The 18,811-nt window shown below is 30.9% G+C and carries 16 protein-coding genes; 14 read left to right on the top strand and 2 right to left on the bottom strand.

Going from position 1 to position 18,811, the window contains the following annotated elements; all coding sequences use genetic code 11:
• Positions 1-231: 231 nt before the first annotated feature.
• Positions 232-825 (bottom strand): TlpA family protein disulfide reductase, encoded by a 594-nt coding sequence (locus ACSSV5_RS02610; protein WP_211064681.1) that lies wholly within the window; start codon positions 823-825, stop codon positions 232-234.
• 196 nt (positions 826-1,021) lie between these two features.
• Between ACSSV5_RS02610 and ACSSV5_RS02605 the strand changes: the two genes are divergently transcribed.
• From ACSSV5_RS02605 to ACSSV5_RS02590, 4 genes are all read left to right on the top strand, one after another.
• Positions 1,022-4,069 carry a tetratricopeptide repeat protein gene (locus ACSSV5_RS02605; RefSeq protein WP_454244650.1) on the top strand — a complete coding sequence of 1,016 codons (3,048 nt, stop codon included), beginning with the start codon at positions 1,022-1,024 and terminating at the stop codon, positions 4,067-4,069.
• 383 nt (positions 4,070-4,452) lie between these two features.
• Complete coding sequence (locus tag ACSSV5_RS02600) at positions 4,453-5,205, top strand: hypothetical protein (RefSeq protein ID WP_454244649.1); 753 nt, start codon at positions 4,453-4,455, stop codon at positions 5,203-5,205.
• A gap of 506 nt (positions 5,206-5,711) precedes the next feature.
• Positions 5,712-6,971 carry a permease gene (locus tag ACSSV5_RS02595; RefSeq protein ID WP_454244648.1) on the top strand — a complete coding sequence of 420 codons (1,260 nt, stop codon included), beginning with the start codon at positions 5,712-5,714 and terminating at the stop codon, positions 6,969-6,971.
• A 172-nt stretch (positions 6,972-7,143) separates the two neighbouring features.
• Positions 7,144-8,184, top strand: coding sequence for a Fic family protein (locus ACSSV5_RS02590; protein WP_454244647.1), 1,041 nt, complete (start codon positions 7,144-7,146; stop codon positions 8,182-8,184).
• A gap of 252 nt (positions 8,185-8,436) precedes the next feature.
• Here ACSSV5_RS02590 and ACSSV5_RS02585 read toward each other — a convergent pair whose 3' ends face one another.
• A complete protein-coding gene (locus ACSSV5_RS02585) occupies positions 8,437-9,822 on the bottom strand; it encodes a dipeptidase (protein WP_454244646.1) in 1,386 nt (461 codons plus the stop codon).
• A gap of 276 nt (positions 9,823-10,098) precedes the next feature.
• Between ACSSV5_RS02585 and ACSSV5_RS02580 the strand changes: the two genes are divergently transcribed.
• The 10 genes from ACSSV5_RS02580 (at position 10,099) to ACSSV5_RS02535 (ending at position 18,260) form a co-directional block, all read left to right on the top strand.
• Positions 10,099-10,761 carry a DNA-binding response regulator gene (locus ACSSV5_RS02580; protein ID WP_454244645.1) on the top strand — a complete coding sequence of 221 codons (663 nt, stop codon included), beginning with the start codon at positions 10,099-10,101 and terminating at the stop codon, positions 10,759-10,761.
• A 304-nt stretch (positions 10,762-11,065) separates the two neighbouring features.
• Complete coding sequence (locus tag ACSSV5_RS02575; protein ID WP_454244644.1) at positions 11,066-11,470, top strand: hypothetical protein; 405 nt, start codon at positions 11,066-11,068, stop codon at positions 11,468-11,470.
• Positions 11,471-12,049: 579 nt separating this feature from the next.
• Positions 12,050-12,790 carry a hypothetical protein gene (locus ACSSV5_RS02570; RefSeq protein ID WP_454244643.1) on the top strand — a complete coding sequence of 247 codons (741 nt, stop codon included), beginning with the start codon at positions 12,050-12,052 and terminating at the stop codon, positions 12,788-12,790.
• 93 nt (positions 12,791-12,883) lie between these two features.
• Complete coding sequence (locus ACSSV5_RS02565) at positions 12,884-13,414, top strand: hypothetical protein (protein WP_454244642.1); 531 nt, start codon at positions 12,884-12,886, stop codon at positions 13,412-13,414.
• An 8-nt stretch (positions 13,415-13,422) separates the two neighbouring features.
• The gene (locus ACSSV5_RS02560; RefSeq protein WP_454244641.1) at positions 13,423-13,953 is read left to right on the top strand and encodes an SdpA family antimicrobial peptide system protein; all 531 of its coding nucleotides are present in this window, start codon (positions 13,423-13,425) and stop codon (positions 13,951-13,953) included.
• On the top strand, positions 13,919-14,860 hold the full coding sequence (locus tag ACSSV5_RS02555) for a sporulation-delaying protein SdpB family protein (RefSeq protein WP_454244640.1): 942 nt from the start codon (positions 13,919-13,921) through the stop codon (positions 14,858-14,860). Before ACSSV5_RS02560 ends, ACSSV5_RS02555 begins: the two co-directional genes overlap by 35 nt.
• A 58-nt stretch (positions 14,861-14,918) precedes the next feature.
• The gene (locus ACSSV5_RS02550) at positions 14,919-15,233 is read left to right on the top strand and encodes a DUF3784 domain-containing protein (protein ID WP_454244639.1); all 315 of its coding nucleotides are present in this window, start codon (positions 14,919-14,921) and stop codon (positions 15,231-15,233) included.
• A complete protein-coding gene (locus ACSSV5_RS02545; protein ID WP_454244638.1) occupies positions 15,230-16,597 on the top strand; it encodes an alpha/beta hydrolase family protein in 1,368 nt (455 codons plus the stop codon). The genes ACSSV5_RS02550 and ACSSV5_RS02545 overlap by 4 nt, the downstream gene beginning before the upstream one ends.
• A gap of 125 nt (positions 16,598-16,722) precedes the next feature.
• Positions 16,723-17,127, top strand: coding sequence for a hypothetical protein (locus ACSSV5_RS02540; protein ID WP_454244637.1), 405 nt, complete (start codon positions 16,723-16,725; stop codon positions 17,125-17,127).
• Positions 17,127-18,260: a hypothetical protein gene (locus tag ACSSV5_RS02535; protein ID WP_454244636.1), complete on the top strand. Its 1,134-nt coding sequence runs from the start codon at positions 17,127-17,129 to the stop codon at positions 18,258-18,260. The genes ACSSV5_RS02540 and ACSSV5_RS02535 overlap by 1 nt, the downstream gene beginning before the upstream one ends.
• The last annotated feature ends 551 nt before the right edge of the window (positions 18,261-18,811 follow it).

Here is an 18,811-nt window from a genome sequence, read left to right as displayed (position 1 = left end):
AATCACATGATTACATCTTTTTGTTGCAAATTTTGTCATTGGTAACGAAGAATGAGAAGAAATCTCATCCTACTGAGATGTCTCATCGCTCATGCTTCGCTCTATCGACATGACAAATGATTAAATATCTGTATTTTATTGGAATTTAAATTGAACTCACGTTAAATAAGTATATAAGAATTTTGAAGCAATGGTTTCGTCTTTCAAACTCTTTGTATTTTTCTATCAAAATTATTTCAACATATTTTGTATTATTTGGTGAATATCTTCATCATTCCATTTGGCAGTACCATTTGCTTTAGCTACGATTTCGCCATTAGGATGAATAAGATAGGTACTTGGTATAGCATCGTTATTTAAAGGTTTTGGTAATTGAGATTGTTGAATAAAAACCGGTAAATCATAATTTTTAGAAGATATAAATTTGCTTAAAACCTTTTGAGATTCTTGAGAGACAAAATAAAAATCAACATCATCTTCAAAAGTTTTATGCAACTCATTAAAATCGGGCATTTCCGCTAAACACGGTGCACACCAAGTAGCCCAAAAGTTAATTAAAATAGGTTTATGTCGCGATTGCTTTAAATTTACTGATTGTCCGTCTAAATCTTTTAGAACCAAGTTATAATTTGATAAACGTTCACGATTTTCAGTTGCAATCAAGCTTGGCGAGGAACTAAATAGTGATGCTAGTTGAGACTGTATAAATATTCGACTGCTCGGAATAATAAAGAGCAACACAACAGCAAAAAAGAAAATATTTGACCATTGTTTTTTAAGAAAGGTTTTTATATCAAAAGGTTGAGAAGATTTAGATTTACTCATATATTTAAATTTGAAATTAAGTCAATGAAATTTATACAAACTTACAGCATTTCTAAATATTAGAGAGCTTTTAAATAGCAGTCTGTTTGTTATTTATTTCAACTACACTATTATTTATCCATTTTAAATATCTTATCTTAGCCTTATAATTTTACATAACTTAAATCGTTTAAATACTATATCGAAATCAAAATTTATGACGCGTTATATTTCATTTTTCTTAATAATTTTAGGTTTAAATACTTTGCAAGCCCAGCAATCTGTTGGTCATACCAGTGTTTTAACGACTTACCAACAAGCTTTACAATTATATCAGAACCATCAGTATCAAGCCGCTCAAGCTTTATTTAAAAAAGTTAAGCACGAAGCTGAAAGTCAGGAGATAAAAACCAATTCGACCTATTATCTCGCCAACACAGCAATTCGGCTTAACGAACCCAACGCACAACAACAAATTGAAGATTTTGTAAAAGATTATCCTACAAGTCCCAAACGCAATCAAGCCTATCTCGATGTTGCTCAGTATTATTTCAATTTTGGGGATTATAACCGTGCAAAACCTTGGTTTCAAAAGGTGAATACATCTGGTTTTAGCTATAATCAAAAAGAACAATATCAATTTCAATATGGCTATACTTTATTTAAAACCAACAATTATAAATCAGCTAAATCATATTTTGAAAACTTAAGAACTTCTGCCAAATATGGTGCTGATGCCAAATATTACATCGGTTATATGGCTTATCAAGAAGATCGCTATGACGAAGCAACTGAGCTTTTTGAAGAAGCCAAGCAACAAGGCTCTCAACGAGAATTGTCATATTTTATGAGTGATATGAATTTTAAATTGGGCAATTTTGAAAAAGCCATTGAGCTGGGTTTAGAAAAACTGCCAAAATCTAATCGTCAAGAGCAATCTCAACTCAACAAAATTATCGGCGAAAGTTATTTCAACTTAAAGCAATACGATAAAGCCTTACCATACTTAAAAGAATATCAAGGTCAACGTGGCAAATGGAATAATACAGATTACTATCAACTTGGCTATGCGTATTACAAACAAGGTCAATTTGACAAAGCCATTTCAGAATTCAACAAAATTATTGATGGTGAAAATGCCGTAGCACAAAATGCATATTATCATTTAGCACAATCTTATATTAAAACAGGCAAAAAAACCCAAGCACTCAATGCTTTTAAAAATGCGATGGAAATGGATTTTGACAGAACCATCCAAAAAGATGCATTTCTAAACTACGCCAAACTCAGTTATGACATTGGCAACAGCTATGAAAGCGTGCCTGTGGTGCTAAACAGATTTTTAGAAACATACCCAAATTCAGAAGAATCACAAACAATCAAAAGTTTATTAATCGATTCTTATCTCACTTCAAAAAATTATAAAGAAGCCATTGAATTACTTGAAAATAGCAAGCAATACGAAGACAAAATCATCTGGCAGAAAGCTAACTATTACTACGCTATTGAGTTTTTTAGAGCTAACGAATACCAAAAAGCATTAGAATATTTTAACCAAAGCTTATCTCAACCTTTGGACAAAAAAATCACAGCCAAGGCGACATATTGGAAAGCTGAAACCAACTACAATTTAGGTCAATTTGAAGAAGCACTTATTGGTTTTAAAGCCTTTGAAACTCTACCTGATGCAAGACAAGTTGATGAATTCAAACAAGTAGATTACGACATTGCCTATGCTTATTTTAAAACAAAAGCTTATGAGCAAGCCAAATCTCATTTTAAAACAGCCGTTTTAGATTTAAAAAATCAAGACAAATTATTTGATGCTTATGTAAGGTTGGGCGATACCTATTTTGTGACCAACGACTATTGGTCGGCTATGGAAAACTATAACAAGGCTCTAAAAATGCCAGGTTATAACAAAGATTACGTCGCCTACCAAAAAGCTATATGCTACGGTTTTGTTGATAAAAATGAAACAAAAATAAAGGCTTTAGAAGATTATGTTACTCAATTTAAGTCTTCTGTTTATCTCGATGATGCCTATTATCAACTCGGCAATACTTATATCGCTGAAAACAATAATGCAAAGGGACTTCAAGCCTATCAAAGCTTGATGAATGCAAGACCCCAAAGTCCATTTGTGCCAAAAGCTTTATCTAAAATTGGCTTGACCTATTATAACACTAATCAAAATAAAAACGCCTTAGGCACGCTTAAAAAATTAGTAGCTGATTATCCTGCAACAGATGAAGCTAGACAGGCGGTGCAAACTGTCCGGTTGATTTATATTGACCAGCAACAGCCTGAAGCTTACGCCAATTGGGTAAAAGGTTTAGACTTTGTCAATGTAACCGATGCCGAAATAGACGACACCACATACGAAGCTGCAGAAAACAAATTTATCAACAACAAACCAGAAGCCGCTATCAAAGGTTTTGAGAATTATTTACAGCAATTCCCAAAAGGAATTCATGCTTTAAAAGCCCATTTTTACTTGGCTCAACTGTATTATAATAAAAATGAATTTGAAAACAGTTTACCGCATTATCAATTTGTAGCTGAAGCATCAAAATCAGAATTTTTAGAAGAAGCTTTACGTAAATTGTCACAGATTTATCTTGAAAATCAAAATTATCAAGACGCTATAACTTATCTCAGTCAATTAGAAACCGAAGCTAATTTTACAGAGAATAAAATCTTTGCACAGACCAATTTAATGAAAGCCCACTACGAACTTGAAAATTATCAAAAAACACTCGACTATGCTGAAGACGTTCTGAAAATTGAGAGCGTTGACGATCAAATAAAAAGTGATGCGTATATTTTTACAGCCCGTTCAGCCATAGCTATTGATGACGAAGAAAGAGCAAAAACAGCTTATCAAAATGTCGAAAAAGTCGCTGATGGCCAACGTATGGCAGAAGCTTTGTATTATAAAGCTTATTTTTTAAATCAATCTGGCGACTTTGAGCAATCTAATCAAGTTATTCAAAATCAATTAGCCAAAAATTATTCGCGTTATAGAGAATTTGGCGTCAAGGCTTTAGTGATTATGGCTAAAAATTATTATGCCTTAGGTGATGCTTTTCAAGCCAATTATATTTTAGAATCAGTGGTTAAAAACTATACGGATAAATATCCTAAGGTTGCCGAAGAAGCCCAAAAAGAATTAAATATTTTAAAGGCTAAAGAAGCTAAAACTAACGCTTCTGTAGATAAAACTGAAACGCAACGTGTGAAACAAGATAGTTTAAAAAACTAAAATTGATTTTTTTTGATAAAACTCATCCTCAAAAAAATTTTACTTTTAATGATAGGCATTTAGATTAAAAAATCAACATAAACTCGATTTAAGTCTTCAATTATAAAAAGCCGTCAAACTGAGTGGTTTTTCGAAGTTAAACGGAGAATACCAAAGTTTCGGAAGTATCGAAATTAGGGTTTGGACTGAAAATATAAGCCTTATCCATTAGTTTTTAGATAAAAATCATTTTGACTAAATTAAATTTTATTGTTAGAACTCACATTAATTGATTAAGTTAATACCAAGGAGAAATAAGTGAAAAATGATATTACGGAAAATTATTGATAATTTTTTAATAAACTGAATATCAGAAATATATTTTGAATTTAGTCTGATTTAAAATGAAAATCAAAATAGATATTAAATATCTCTTAATACTGACAACTGTATTTATTCTGTTTACAGTAATTGGAACTATAAGTCACGAATATGGTCATATTGCTGTGGCTAAAATACTTGGATATGAAACAAAACTTCATCATGCGAGTATGAACTATTATCCTAAAGGTTACTTAGATGATCCAGATTTTAAAGCTCTAAAATCCATTAAAGAAAATTATATCAATACTGAATATGAGGATTTGCCTAAAGAGGTTAAAGAAAAAGTAAAAAAATACAGTCAGAGATTACAGAAGCGTTATGTGAATGAGATATCAAATAGTAGTCTCTATATAAGCATCGATGGTCCTATGCAGACAATCTTTACGGGAATTATTGGGTTAATCGTTTTAATCCTTCGTAGAAAATCTATTCTTCTTAACGGTTTTAAAATTCTTGATTGGATTGCTGTTTTTCTTGGACTTTTTTGGTTAAGAGAAATATTTAACCTTGTTACTTCAATTGGCGAAGAAATAATCTCTCCTAATGGAAATTGGTTTGGTGGAGATGAATACTATATCTCAAAAGAATTACATCTTTGGTCAGGAACAATACCAATAATTTTAGGTTTGCTCGGACTGATAGTATCCGTTTACATCGTATTTATAATTGTTCCTAAAAAATTAAGACTGACTTTTATTTTAAGTGGACTGCTCGGCGGAATAACAGGTTATATATTATGGATAAACACAATCGGTATGAAAATATTACCTTAACCAATTTAAAAACGTTCCATAATATCAAATATAAATCACTTTTTTTAGATACTTAAAGTAAAAGGAGATGAATACAACAAAGCTGAGCACTAAACTCAAAAGATAGGTATAAAATTCCCAACTTTTTATAGCCAAAAACCCATAACTCAAACAAACTAAAGTTAATCGATATAGATTAAGCATTATCAAAAAAGTATTTTAAACCAATTTGAATGAATAATATCGTCAATATAAAAAAAATACGATACCGACATACCAACCTACGGCAGAATGGTATGTTAAGGAGCATTTATACGAGATTTAAAATAACATTCGTTATTAAAAGAAAAGGTCAATTAGAGTGCTTTTCTCAACCAAAAAGCTAGTTTTTAATACAAAATTACTATCAAGATTTCATTCAAACCAAATCATTTTAAGTCAATCGAACTCAGGTGATCTGACTTACTCAGGATTTTTTAAAATTATATTAGTAAACTATCGAATACATATTTCGTATTTTTGTGCTTATGCAATATATAGAAATTTTCTTTCAAACCTTATGGGAGTTAACCTTAGAAATGTCGCCCTATTTGCTTTTAGGCTTTCTAATTGCAGGTTTGCTCAATGGTTTATTTTCAAAAGCTTGGCTTGAACGTCAATTGGGTCAGCGTGGTTGGACGTCTTCCATAAAAGCGGCTTTGTTTGGTGTGCCTTTGCCTTTATGCTCATGTGGCGTAATTCCAACAGGCGTTTCGCTGTATAAAAAAGGAGCCTCAAAAGGTGCAACAACTTCATTTTTGATTTCCACACCACAAACAGGAATAGATAGCATCCTCGTAACCTATGCCTTAATGGGTTGGGCTTACGCTATTGTAAGACCCATAATCGCCTTTATTACTGGGATTTTTGGCGGATATTTTGTCGATAATTTTGATAAAGTTACAGTCAATACTAAAGAAACAACATCAAGTATAGAAAATGTTACAAAACCCTCAAAGCAACATTGGTTTGACCGCATTTTCAAATATGCATTTGGAACCTTTTTGCAAGACATTTCACGTTGGCTGATTATCGGTTTGGTTTTAGCCAGCATCATTAGTATGTTGGTGCCAGAACAATTTTTTGAACAAGGCATTTTATCAGAACCCATCATAGCAATGCTTATTGTTTTGGTAGCTAGCGTTCCACTTTATGTCTGTGCAACAGCCAGCGTGCCAATTGCCGCCGTTTTGTTGATGAAAGGCATTTCGCCAGGTGCAGCTATTGTGTTTTTAATGGCTGGTCCAGCAACCAACATCGCCACATTTACGGTCATTTGGAACGCCATTGGCAAGCGTATGACACTGATTTATTTGGCCAGTATCATAGGCGGAGCAATGTTTTTTGGCATCATTATCGATTACGTTATACCAACCTCTTGGTTACAATATTTTAGTGTCACAGAAGTTGTGAGTCAAAACCATCATTTGCTACCACATTGGTTAAGTTTTGGCTCAGCTGTGATTTTGACCTTGCTTATTTTAAACGCCGAAATCAGAAAATTAATTCCCAAAAAATCAAAACCCATGAAAAATACCAACTCACCTCAAAACACCTACAATATCAAAGGAATGACCTGTAATCACTGCGTTGCCAATGTCAACAAGCACCTTTCAGAAGCCGATCAAGTTGAAGATGTCGATGTGGATTTGTCTTCTGGCCGCGTGAAAATTCAAGGCAACATTTCTGATGATCAAGTCAAAGCCATTGTTGAAGATATCGGCTATGAATATGCAGGGAAAGTTTAGTTATATATAAAAAACTTCAAATCTCCTATGAGTTTTTGGTGTTATATCACATTTTGACTATGACGTTTTTTAAAAAAAGAACTTTATTATAGCTCATTTTAAACAAAAATACAAATCAAAATCTGCTCAATATGAGCTTAATATAGTATATTTGTGAGCTTAAAGTATCAATATGTTAAATCAAAGATATCAACAAGTTATTGATTACATTAGAAATAATGCAGGAAGTTCTTCTAAGGATATTTTTGAGAACTCAGCTATTTCAGTGAGTTACGCTACATTAAAGCGAACTTTGAAAAAATTAATTTCTAAAGAATATATAGTTTCAAAAGGACAAGGTAAAGGAACAAAATATTTTCTTTCACCATCATTTGAACTTATTCAACCTATTGATATTGATAAATATTACGAAAACGAAATTGATGAAAGACAAATCAAATCAACCTTTAACTTTGAGTTAGTTAATCAAACTTTGATTAAAAACAGTGTATTCACTGAAAATGAATTAAACAAGCTCAAAATATTGCAAAAAGAATACGAAAATAACATCAAAGACCTCAACCCAGCCACTTACCAAAAAGAATTAGAAAGACTTGCCATTGATTTGAGTTGGAAATCTTCTCAAATTGAGGGAAACACTTACTCGTTATTAGAAACTGAACGACTTTTAAAGGAAAAACATACGGCATCAGGAAAAACAAAAGAAGAAGCTATAATGCTTCTCAACCATAAAGAAGCACTCGATTTCATTATCGAAAACAAGGACTATTTAACTCCAATAACGGTATCAAAAATAGAAGACATACATAGAGTGCTAACTAAAGATCTTGGAGTTGAAAAGAATTTGAGAAAGAGACGTGTTGGTATTTCAGGAACTAATTATAGACCACTTGACAACGAATTTCAGATTCTTGAAGCCCTTAAAGCTGCTTGTAAAATAATTAACAACAAAGATTGTGTTTTTGAAAAAGCTTTACTTGCTCTTGTTCTCATTTCTTATATTCAGCCGTTTATGGACGGTAACAAACGAACCTCAAGAATTGTAAGCAATGCCATTTTATTAAACTACAACCACTGCCCTATATCATTTAGAACGGTAGAATCAATAGCTTATAAAAAAGCAATGTTATTATTTTATGAACAAAATAATATTTCTAATTTCAAAAATATTTTTATTGAACAATTTGAATTTGCAGTTAAAACTTACTTTTAAAATAACAAATTGAATTAGGCTTACCACGCCTGTAGCACGGTCGGGCTATCCACTATATTTTTTTGGGGCTTACCAAGTCTCCGTAAGCTTTTTGAGATTACCGCTTTTTGGTGACACTCTAAAAAAGCAACTTCGCTAAGGCAAGACCAAAAAAAGATGCCGTTCCTATCCCTAAGCTAAACTTAGACCTCACAGGTTTTCCGCCAAAGGCGGACAGGTAACACCTGTGAGGTCTAAAATAGGCGATAACTTTTAAGCTTTCAACGCCGTAAAATGCTTGTAAAAATGTGGAATTGTTTCAATACCTTTTAAAAAATTCCAAATGCCAAAATGCTCGTTAGGAGAATGAATAGCATCACTGTCTAAACCAAAACCCATTAGAATAGTTTTAGAATTAAACGCATTTTCAAACAAAGATACAATTGGGATGCTACCACCACTTCTCAACGGAATAGCTGATTTACCAAACGTATCTTGAAACGCCTTATCAGCGGCTTGATATTCAATGCTATCTATTGGCGTAACATAACCTTGACCACCGTGGTGTGGTTTCACTTTTACTTTAACACTTTTTGGGGCAATTGATTCAAAATGAGCTTGAAATAATTCGGTGATTTCTCTCCAATCCTGATTGGGGACAAGTCGCATTGAGATTTTTGCAAAGGCTTTACTTGGAATAACCGTTTTAGCGCCTTCACCAATATAACCACCCCAAATGCCATTAACATCTAAAGTCGGTCTGATGGAATTACGCTCGTTGGTAACATAGCCTTTTTCGCCGTGAACATCGCCAATACCAATTGATGTTTTATAGCGTTCTAAATCAAATGGTGCTTCAGCCATTTTTTCGCGTTCTTCTTGACTCAATTCTTCAACTTTGTCATAAAATCCAGGAACCGTGATGCGGTTGTTTTCATCTTGAAGAGACGCAATCATTTGGGTTAAAATATTAATGGAGTTGGCAACAGCACCGCCGTATAACCCAGAATGTAAATCGCGATTTGGTCCTGTAACTTCCACTTCTACATAGCTCAAACCTCTTAAGCCTGTAGTAATTGAAGGGTGATTTTTACTAATCATTCCCGTATCAGAAATCAAAATCACATCGTTGGCCAACATCTCGTTGTGCTTATTGATAAAATCTTCGAGATGTTCGCTACCGACTTCTTCTTCGCCTTCTATCATAAATTTGACGTTGCAAGGCAAAGCATTTTCTGCCATCATCAGTTCAAAAGCTTTGACGTGCATATACATTTGACCCTTGTCATCGCAAGCACCGCGGGCAAAAATAGCACCATCGGGATGAATGTCTGTTTTTTTAATCACGGGATCAAAGGGTGGCGAATCCCATAAATCTATGGGGTCAGGCGGTTGCACATCGTAATGGCCATAAACCAAAACCGTAGGCAATTGAGCATCGATTATTTTTTGACCAAACACCACGGCGTGACCATTTGTAGGAAAAATCTTCACCTCATCACAGCCAGCGGATTCCAATTGGTTAGCTACCATTTGAGCCGCCTCTTGCATAGATACTTTATAAGATGAATCTGCACTGATAGACGGAATTTTTAATAAATCTATAAGTTCGTTGATAAAGCGTTGTTGATGTTGATTGACGTAGGTTTTGGTGTTCATTAGTTTAGTTTTTTAGTTTCAAGTTTCAAGTTTCGGGTTAAAAAGTTTCTGGTTTTCCCGAATCGCAAAAGCTCTCGGGATCTTCGACTGGTTTCTGGTTTTCTTGTATCACTAAATCTTCGGGTTTTTTGAATTGATGGTTAAACAATTTTTCAAAAACTTAAAAATACATATTTTTAGTCTTTTAACTTAGGAGATTTTGATTTCTAATGCTATACTTGGATTGTCTTGAATATAAATCTAAAAAATATTTATATTTGAAATAAGTCTTGACTTATGCAATACCATACCCTAATCATAGATGATCATCCGACGCAGGTTAAAACTTATAAAGATATTTTTAATCTTGTAGAAGATAATTTAACGCTAAAATTTGATGCGTTTTATAATCTTGAAGACGCTTATCAGTTTGTAAAACACAATGATACTGCACAACGCATAGATTTGGTGTTGTTAGATTTAAACTTGCCACCTTGCCCAAAACGCAACCTGTCAAACGGAGCTGATTTGGCTGAAATAATAAGGCAAGACCTACCACAAGCTAAACTGTGTTTTTTAACTTCTCATCACGAAGCTTTTATTTTATATGATATTTATAGCAGTTATCAACCTCAAGGCATTTTGGTTAAAAGTGATTTTAATGGTCAAGATTTAGAGTATTTCTTTAAAGCCATACTCCAAGATAAAACCTTTTACACTTCTACCTTTAAAAAAGCACATCAAAAGATTATAAGTTCTGAAGTATTTATGGAATCATATAATCGCCAGATTCTAACCAAACTTGCTGAAGGCCACCCCAGTAAGGATTTGCCGGATATCTTGGGCATGTCGTTGTCTGCTATTAATAAACGTAAAGCTAAAATAAAAACTTATTTTGGATTAGATAATCTACAAGATAATTATTTGATTTTAAAAGCCCGCGAGTTGGGTTTACTTTAAAACTTTAACATTTACTACACTTTAAGTGTAATTCTAAACCAAATCTTCCCTTTATTTTTGGAGTGTAGTTAAATAGTGGTTTAATAAAATTATAAAACATCACTTTTTAAACTCATATAAACCAATTGGTTTTAGATTTTCTAAAGCAAAATGCTTTGCTAGCATAAAGGTCTTAAAACTTTGCATTAGTAAATTAAAGTCCAGAGGTTTTAGAAGGGTAGAATTTTATCTAACCGCCCCAACCCTAAGCTGCCCAGAAGTGCAAAACGCACATTTAGGGAATGTGGCATTAAATTTTAATATTATGAGAAATTTATTTTTAACACTATCATTTATGCTAATTGGATTATTTTCTTTTGGACAATCATTAAATGTGATTGATTATTCTTCAAGAATTTCAAAAGAGCAGAAAGGAACAACAGAAACAAATTCGGAAATTGTTACGGCTTCCGAATATTCAGAGAATTTAGGTGGAACTATGATAGTTACAGGTTATCGTGATGGATTAGAATTTAAGATTATATCTGTTTCGTTAGTAAAATCGACTAATGAAAGAATATCTAATGCACAAAGTTTACAACCAGCAGGAGGTGGAGGAGGATGTCCTAATGGTTACAGATCTTGCGCAAGAGGTTGTAATGATAAACCAACCGAACTTGGTGTAATTTTATGTATAGGCTATTGTTTAATTGATTGTAATGGACTATAATATAAGAGCAAATTGAAATATGTGATCATTTTACGTTAAAATTATTAAATACTAGTCATAATGAAAACAAAAACAATTATCAAATACTTAGTAATAGGCTTATTAGCAATTCCTATTATATTTCTAATAGTTTATCTAGTATCAAATTGATATGAGAGCGAAATATAGTTTTAGACCTCTCTAATTTAAAACTGTTTAATATTCCTTAAGGTTTTAAGAAATTACTTAAAGCCCTAAGGAATTAATTAGCTTAAGGATGGTAAAATTTAAAACTTTAACATTTACTACACTTTTAGTGTAAAATTAAACCAAATCTTCCCTTTACTTTTGGAGTGTGGTTTAAAGGTGATAAAAACATAAAAAACAAAACATCACATTTTAAACTCATATCAACCTATTGGTTTTAGATTTTCTAATGCAAAATGCTTTGCTAGCAAAAAAGGCCTTAAAAAATTATGTTTTAGTCAATTTGAAGATTATAGGTTTTAAAAGGGTAGAATTTTATCTAACCGCCCAAACCCTAAACTGCCCCAAGTGCAAAACGCACATTTAGGGAATGTGGCAATAAATTTTAATATTATGAAGTTAATTAGAAGTATCGCAAGGAGTAAGTATTTTGCATCAATTATGTCTTGTTTGCTTATTTTTTTGACAGTAGATGGTGTGAGGTCAAATAATATAATAACAGAAAGCATCAATAACTCTAACTTAAAATTAAATTTCTTAGAATCAAATACATCTGGAGAGCAGATGTTTAGAGAAATATTTTTTTTACAAGATGGTAAATTTGTTGAGGCTTTACCAGTTGTAATACAAAAAGAGTATGAACAGATTAAAAATTTAAATAGTATTCAATTAGAGGAAAGAAAAAAAATGATAAATCAAGTGATATCGTTAATTAAAAAACATAATTCTGAATATTTTCACAACTTGAAAGAAGCTGTAGTTTCAGATAATCCTTATGAAATTAAGGATAAGATTAAAAGAGGAGGAGAGCTAGTAATAAATGCTCTTAAACTTAATGATGATTATCAAAGTTTGGTAAATTACTTAGAAAATAGAGAATTAGATTTAAGTGACAGTAACCAAGTTGAGAAATTAGCAGAAGAACTAAGATTACAAACATCAAAAGCTGCCTTATCAGATAAAGAAATTTGTATTGCAGTTGCCACAGTAGGAGTGCTTGCTATTGCAGTTGCAGGAGTTGCTGTAATAGCGACAGTTTTTGTGGAAGTAATAAATTATGGTATTGACTCAAAACCACAAAGTAGCACTCTAAAAGCAGAAAAATATATTAACGCTATAATAGCTAATTACTAAATTTAATATCATGGAGTTGTTTTAAAACTTAAACATAGAGTCAGAATAATTATTCTTAATAGTTTTGAGATGACTCCATTAAATATCTTTATTATGGAAAATTTATTCAAAAAAATACTAATCTTATTTTGCATTACACTAACATCTCATTCTTATTCACAGACTAGTGAAATGAATGGAGAAAAGTTATTTTTAGACATACTTTTTTTAAAAAATAAATCTTTGCATTCAAAAATGCCAAGAATTGTTTTAAAAGACATTGAAACATATAATAGTATAAAAACGAAAAATGAGGAAAGTGTAAATCAATATGAATTTGAGCTTATAAATTTTATAAAAACAAGATCACCTGATTACTTTGGCAATTTTAAGAATACGATAGAAAGTGGAGATCATTTTAAAATAAAGAAAGTATTAATTGAGGGTGGGACTCTTTATGAAAATTATATACAAAGTTTAGGTAGAGAATCATTGACCAATGAAAATGGTCTAGTTATAAATTTTGCTGGTATTGTAACTGATCCAGTAATATTTATTTGTTTTATTTTACCCTTTCCATCGCCATACCTAAATGAAGGTTTTACCCTAGACTATTATGTTGATTTAATTGTTTCAAATTATTGATTTAAACTATGAAAGAAAGATTTGTACTCTATATTTTAATTATTTGCTTGAGTGTTTATATTGTCTTTTTAATATTTTTTTCATCGCTAAATTTTAATGTCAATACACCTAGCTATAACACTAAGTTTGGTTTAAATTTATCTATTCCAGAAGGCTGGGGTTTTTTTACAAGAAATCCTAGAGAAGATATGATAGACATTTATCGAATAAATGATGATAATAAATTAGTAAAATCAATGTATAAAAATGGACATTACAGTAACTACTTCGGTTTTTCCAGAAAAAGTAGAAAGATAGCAATGGAGGTTTCCATAATAGCTAATCAAATTGAAGATTCAATTTGGGTAAAAAAAACAAATCCTGGAATGCTTGAAATTCCTATTTTCAAAAAAGAAGTTGATAATGAATTTCTATATTTTTTAGATACAGGAGAATATTTGCTAGTTAAAAGGAAAACTGTCCCTTGGGCTTGGAGAAAGAATATTAACCGTAAACACATACCCTATGAAGTTGCTCATATTAAAATCAAAAACTTTTAATGCATATTTTTTAAAAGTATTCTATAAGAAATGCGATAAAATAGCCTCAAGAAATTATTTCACAAATGTTTATGGTATTGCGAGGTCACTTTTAGCAGTAGGAACATTACTTACATTACTATTAAATGATACTCATATTTTATTTCCAGAACACCTTTTTCATAAAATTAAATATAATAATTTTTTAGAAAGTATAAATTTATTTTTTGTTTTAGGGTATGAGTATATTTGGATTGGAAAAGTAATTTCTATTTTAATATTAGTTTTAGTTATCAGTGGTTTCTACCCAAGAATAACTGGCTTTTTTCATTGGTGGATTAGTTTTAGTTTTTTTTCATCTGGAGTAATTCTTGATGGAGGTGATCAAATAACTACTGTTTTAACTTTATTTCTTATACCTATAACATTGCTTGATAGTAGAAAGAATCATTGGGTTATGAAATATAATAGCAATAAGTATAAAAATTTTTTAGCATACATAGTTTTTCTTATAATTGAATTGCAAGTGGCAATTCTATACCTTCAAGCTTCAATTGAAAAGCCCTACAAAGTTCAAGAATGGGCTGATGGAACAGCAATTTATTATTGGTTAAATCATAACGTTTTTGGAACTTATGGTATACTTTTAAAGTGGCTAAATCCACTTTTAGACATTCCATTATTTATAACTATTTTTAATTGGGGACCAATAATATTTGAATTATCACTATTTGGAGCTTTTTTTATGATAAGGAAACGTAGAGTTATGTTCTTACCTTTTGCAATAATTTTTCATTTTCTAATTATTATATTTCATGGACTTCCAAGTTTTTTCTTTGCTATGAGTGGTGCATTGTTTTTATATTTAGTGCCCAAAAATTGTAATTTCTCAAATTTTTTTAGAAAAAAAGTAAAAAAATGTTACTAAAGTCTTAATCAAAACTAAATAATAATAAAAATAAAAATAAAAAGTAAAAACAAACAAAATGATTATAACAAGTTTAATTTTATTGATATTGGCTATTTTAATAAAATATTGTAAGTTCTATTTTTTAATTGCTGGTTATAATACTATGTCAAAAGCAAAAAAAAAGAAATTTAATATTACCAAGATAGCTTCACTAATATATAGTGTATTTATTATTATGAGCTTATTAATTATTATTGGTTTTGTTGCATCTAAATATTTTAATATCCCTTATGTAGGAAAGATAAGTGTGTATTTGTCCTTTTTATTTGGGATACCTTACATATTAGTAAAAGTTAATTCAAAGTCTTATAAAAGAAACAAAAAATTATGAAAAATTTTTTATTTTTATTTGTATTTATAGTATTTTCTTCAAATTTATTTTCTCAAAACATAGAAGGGAAATGGACTGGCAAGATTAATACAAAAAGTAACCAACTTAATATAATTTTTGATATAAAAAAATCAGGAATCAGTTATAAGTCATCATTAAGTATACCACAACAAGGTTTAGATAATTTAGAAGCAAATTCAACTGAGTTTGAGAATAATGAATTATTAATTAAATTCTCAATCAACAACCTCTTTTACAAAGGTGAGCTTAAAAAAGATGAAATTATCGGATACTTATATCAAAACAATTTTAAAAAAGAACTCATCCTTAAAAAGAGCGGTCTTCAGGTTAAAAGGCCACAACAACCTTATCCTCCTTTTAACTATAATATTGAAGATGTGTCTTTTATAAACTCCGATGATGAAATTAAATTAAAAGGTACATTCACATACCCTAAGCACAAAAAAAAATTCCCTATTGTTATAATTGTAAGTGGAAGCGGACCACAAAATAGAAATGGAACTATGTTTGGGCATGAGCCTTATCATGTTATTGCTAACCACCTAACTAAAAAAGGAATTGGTGTTTTACGTTACGACGAAAGAGGCATTGGCGAATCTGAAGGAGACTTTTACTCGGCTGGCATTGAAGAATTTGCTTCTGATCTTGAAGCAGCCATTAGATTTTTAAGAATTAAAAAGAGCTTCAAAAAAAATAAAATTGGCTTAGCTGGTCATAGTATTGGTGGTATTATAGCCCCAAAAGTAGCTATTCATAATCCTAATATAGATTTTTTGATTCTCTTAGCAGCTCCAGGTTTAGACGGTGATAAGTTAATGGTAAAACAAAAAGTAGCTTTTGAAAAAGCTCTAGGTATTAGCGAAATGCAAATTATTTTTGGTAAAAATATCATAAATAACGCTTATCAAATTATTAGAAATACTGATTTAAATCAAAAAAGACTTCGAGATAGCATAGGTGGATATTTGCAAACTAAATACAAAGGGATAATTAATGATGCTCAAATTGATGCTTTGTTAAATCAAATTACAGGTAAAGAATATATCAGCTTAATTAAAACATCACCTTCAAAATACTTGAAGAAGCTAAATATACCCGTTTTGGCTCTTAACGGTAGTCATGATTTACAAGTAACTCCTGATAATTTACATGAAATTAAACAAATTATCGAAAAAAATGGAAATAAAATGGTTAAAGCTGTAGAACTTGATTCACTAAATCATCTTTTTCAAACATCTAAAACTGGCTTAACCAAAGAATATTTCACAATAGAGCAAACTATAGCACCAAAAGCATTAAACTTAATGGTAAATTGGATATTAGAAGATCTAAAAAAACTTTAACATTTACTACACTTTTAGTGTAAAATTCAATTTGGATTTCTATCTACTTTTACCTAAACAGATTAATCAATCTACTTAAACCACTAAATTATAATACTATGAAAAATTTAAAATACACTCTAGTTATGATTTTTGTAAGTCTATTTTCTGTGTATGCACAAGAAGAAAATAAATCTATAACAATGAATATTACAGGTAGATATATTGCTGAAGGCATGTGTGGGAAATCTATTGGAGCTTGTGTTAAAAGTATTGAGAGTGTAGATAATCAAAATAGTAAATCAGCCGATTATACTTTATATTTTATACTACCACAAAATTACTTTAATCAAGAAGATATTGAAGCCATTAAAGACGAATCAAAACAATTTGATTTTATTGTTGAAGAAGATGTAACTATGCTTGATGAAACTTTGCGTCAACATAATATTCCTACACATTACAACACGGTAAAATCAGGACCTTATCCTGTCACCTTTATAAACGACAAATATAGCATATTAGTAACGCTGAAAACATCAAAAAAATAATGGTGAAACTCGCATTTATCATATTAAGCCTATTTTGGACTTATTCAAGTCTTGCTCATAAGAGTTTTAATAAAGACCCAAATGTTGTATTTAAAGAAATGCTTCAAGAACTCGAAGATATTCATAAAGTTTACTCCATTCAAAAACATAAGATTCATTTAAATATTCAACAAATTGACAGCCAACTCAAAATATCTGATGATACAGAACAAAAAGTGGAGTTGCTTATTCAAAAAGATGTATTAAAAACAAAACTGCAAAAACTTAAAATAGATAATGCTAAAGACATCACCAAAATAAGATATATCAAAGGCCTAGAAATTATTCGTTTACTGTATGAAAAAGTCCTTAGCTTAGATCATCATTTTGCATCAGTGGCTACGTTTTCAGAAATCAATAAAATTGCCAACCCTAACCAATATCCAGAATACGATCGTCTAAAAAGTCTTGTAAAATCAAAACGACATAAGAAAGAAGGTTTTGATTTAACAAATGTTCTCGGCACAAATACGCTGGTCTCTGTCATCAATACATTTTCTAATATGATGGTTTCAGACTTGTCTAAAGAAGAAAAAGAAAACGAACTTAAAAACATAGATTGTATTTTAGACTTTACTTTAAGAATGCAAAACGATCTCAATACCATATATTTTGAAACCGCCTTTCTTCAAAAATCTAACGCCACGATAAAAGATGATATTGAAAAACTTTTTTTGAATTTTACAAAACCTATTGGTTATGCTGCCCAACTAGAAGACTGTAGAAACAACGACGACTGGGCAAGTGTGAGACAAAAACTTAACACATTTGTTGAGCAAATGAATAAGGCAAACGACAGTGATGGCCTAAGAATGCGTATTGATTTAGAATTTCCTATTGATCGGCTTATTCAATTTATTACGCAATACAATAATTTTATTAATGATGGTGAAGACTTCTATCAAAAATTTAAAATTATGCTCAACAGTTATGAGAACGAAGATCAATGCCAGAGCAAATTGCCCATTGAGTATAAAAAATTAAAAAGCGATATAGACATTGCTGTACAAAAATTTAATGTGGCCTACAAACCTATACAAGTCAATGGTTCAAAAATGAAGCAACTCCTCTACGGCCTAAATGAATATGAATAAACTTCTTTTATTTTGCTCATTACTTTTAGGTTAGCTCAAATCTCTTTTTCCTTATAACGCTTCAGACAGGTCGAGCCACCGAAAAATTTGCAAATTTTATTTATTGAGTTTGTGACGTTATTATATACGGTAACAGGCTTCTTCCTTTAGAGAGAACCTGCCAGTCCGGGCAGGTTTAGATAAAGATTTGTAAGCCTAGACTTTTTTGTTTCTCCCGACACTTCGGGATGGGCAATGCAAAAAAGAAAAGAATGTATATTTTAATTATCTAAAAACGTGTGTATTATAAAAAACATCAATGGTTGTAATTTTTTGATGCGAAAGCGATAAAATTGCATTGCACTGAGCATTCTAAGTGTATCGAGAATAAGATTTTGGATCAAATGACCTAGTTCTCGATACAATTCCGACGAAAATGTCGGAATCACTCGAACTGACTTGCTTTTTTAATAATGCTCTACGTGTTGTAATTATCTATATTTCAATATATTAAACAAAATGTCATTAGTAGTAGAAATCCACTCAAACATTTTTCTGTTTATAACAAATTC

Source organism: Psychroflexus sp. MBR-150 (assembly GCF_053628795.1).
Note: the sequence above shows the minus strand (reverse complement) of the source record. Positions and strands in the feature narration are given on the sequence as shown.

Bases quoted from the DNA above. Each gene is read 5' to 3' on its own strand.
- ACSSV5_RS02610 (WP_211064681.1), bottom strand. From the start codon at position 825: ATGAGTAAATCTAAATCTTCTCAACCTTTTGATATAAAAACCTTTCTT.
- ACSSV5_RS02605 (WP_454244650.1), top strand. From the start codon at position 1,022: ATGACGCGTTATATTTCATTTTTCTTAATAATTTTAGGTTTAAATACT.
- ACSSV5_RS02600 (WP_454244649.1), top strand. From the start codon at position 4,453: ATGAAAATCAAAATAGATATTAAATATCTCTTAATACTGACAACTGTA.
- ACSSV5_RS02595 (WP_454244648.1), top strand. From the start codon at position 5,712: ATGCAATATATAGAAATTTTCTTTCAAACCTTATGGGAGTTAACCTTA.
- ACSSV5_RS02590 (WP_454244647.1), top strand. From the start codon at position 7,144: ATGTTAAATCAAAGATATCAACAAGTTATTGATTACATTAGAAATAAT.
- ACSSV5_RS02585 (WP_454244646.1), bottom strand. From the start codon at position 9,822: ATGAACACCAAAACCTACGTCAATCAACATCAACAACGCTTTATCAAC.
- ACSSV5_RS02580 (WP_454244645.1), top strand. From the start codon at position 10,099: ATGCAATACCATACCCTAATCATAGATGATCATCCGACGCAGGTTAAA.
- ACSSV5_RS02575 (WP_454244644.1), top strand. From the start codon at position 11,066: ATGAGAAATTTATTTTTAACACTATCATTTATGCTAATTGGATTATTT.
- ACSSV5_RS02570 (WP_454244643.1), top strand. From the start codon at position 12,050: ATGAAGTTAATTAGAAGTATCGCAAGGAGTAAGTATTTTGCATCAATT.
- ACSSV5_RS02565 (WP_454244642.1), top strand. From the start codon at position 12,884: ATGGAAAATTTATTCAAAAAAATACTAATCTTATTTTGCATTACACTA.
- ACSSV5_RS02560 (WP_454244641.1), top strand. From the start codon at position 13,423: ATGAAAGAAAGATTTGTACTCTATATTTTAATTATTTGCTTGAGTGTT.
- ACSSV5_RS02555 (WP_454244640.1), top strand. From the start codon at position 13,919: ATGAAGTTGCTCATATTAAAATCAAAAACTTTTAATGCATATTTTTTA.
- ACSSV5_RS02550 (WP_454244639.1), top strand. From the start codon at position 14,919: ATGATTATAACAAGTTTAATTTTATTGATATTGGCTATTTTAATAAAA.
- ACSSV5_RS02545 (WP_454244638.1), top strand. From the start codon at position 15,230: ATGAAAAATTTTTTATTTTTATTTGTATTTATAGTATTTTCTTCAAAT.
- ACSSV5_RS02540 (WP_454244637.1), top strand. From the start codon at position 16,723: ATGATTTTTGTAAGTCTATTTTCTGTGTATGCACAAGAAGAAAATAAA.
- ACSSV5_RS02535 (WP_454244636.1), top strand. From the start codon at position 17,127: ATGGTGAAACTCGCATTTATCATATTAAGCCTATTTTGGACTTATTCA.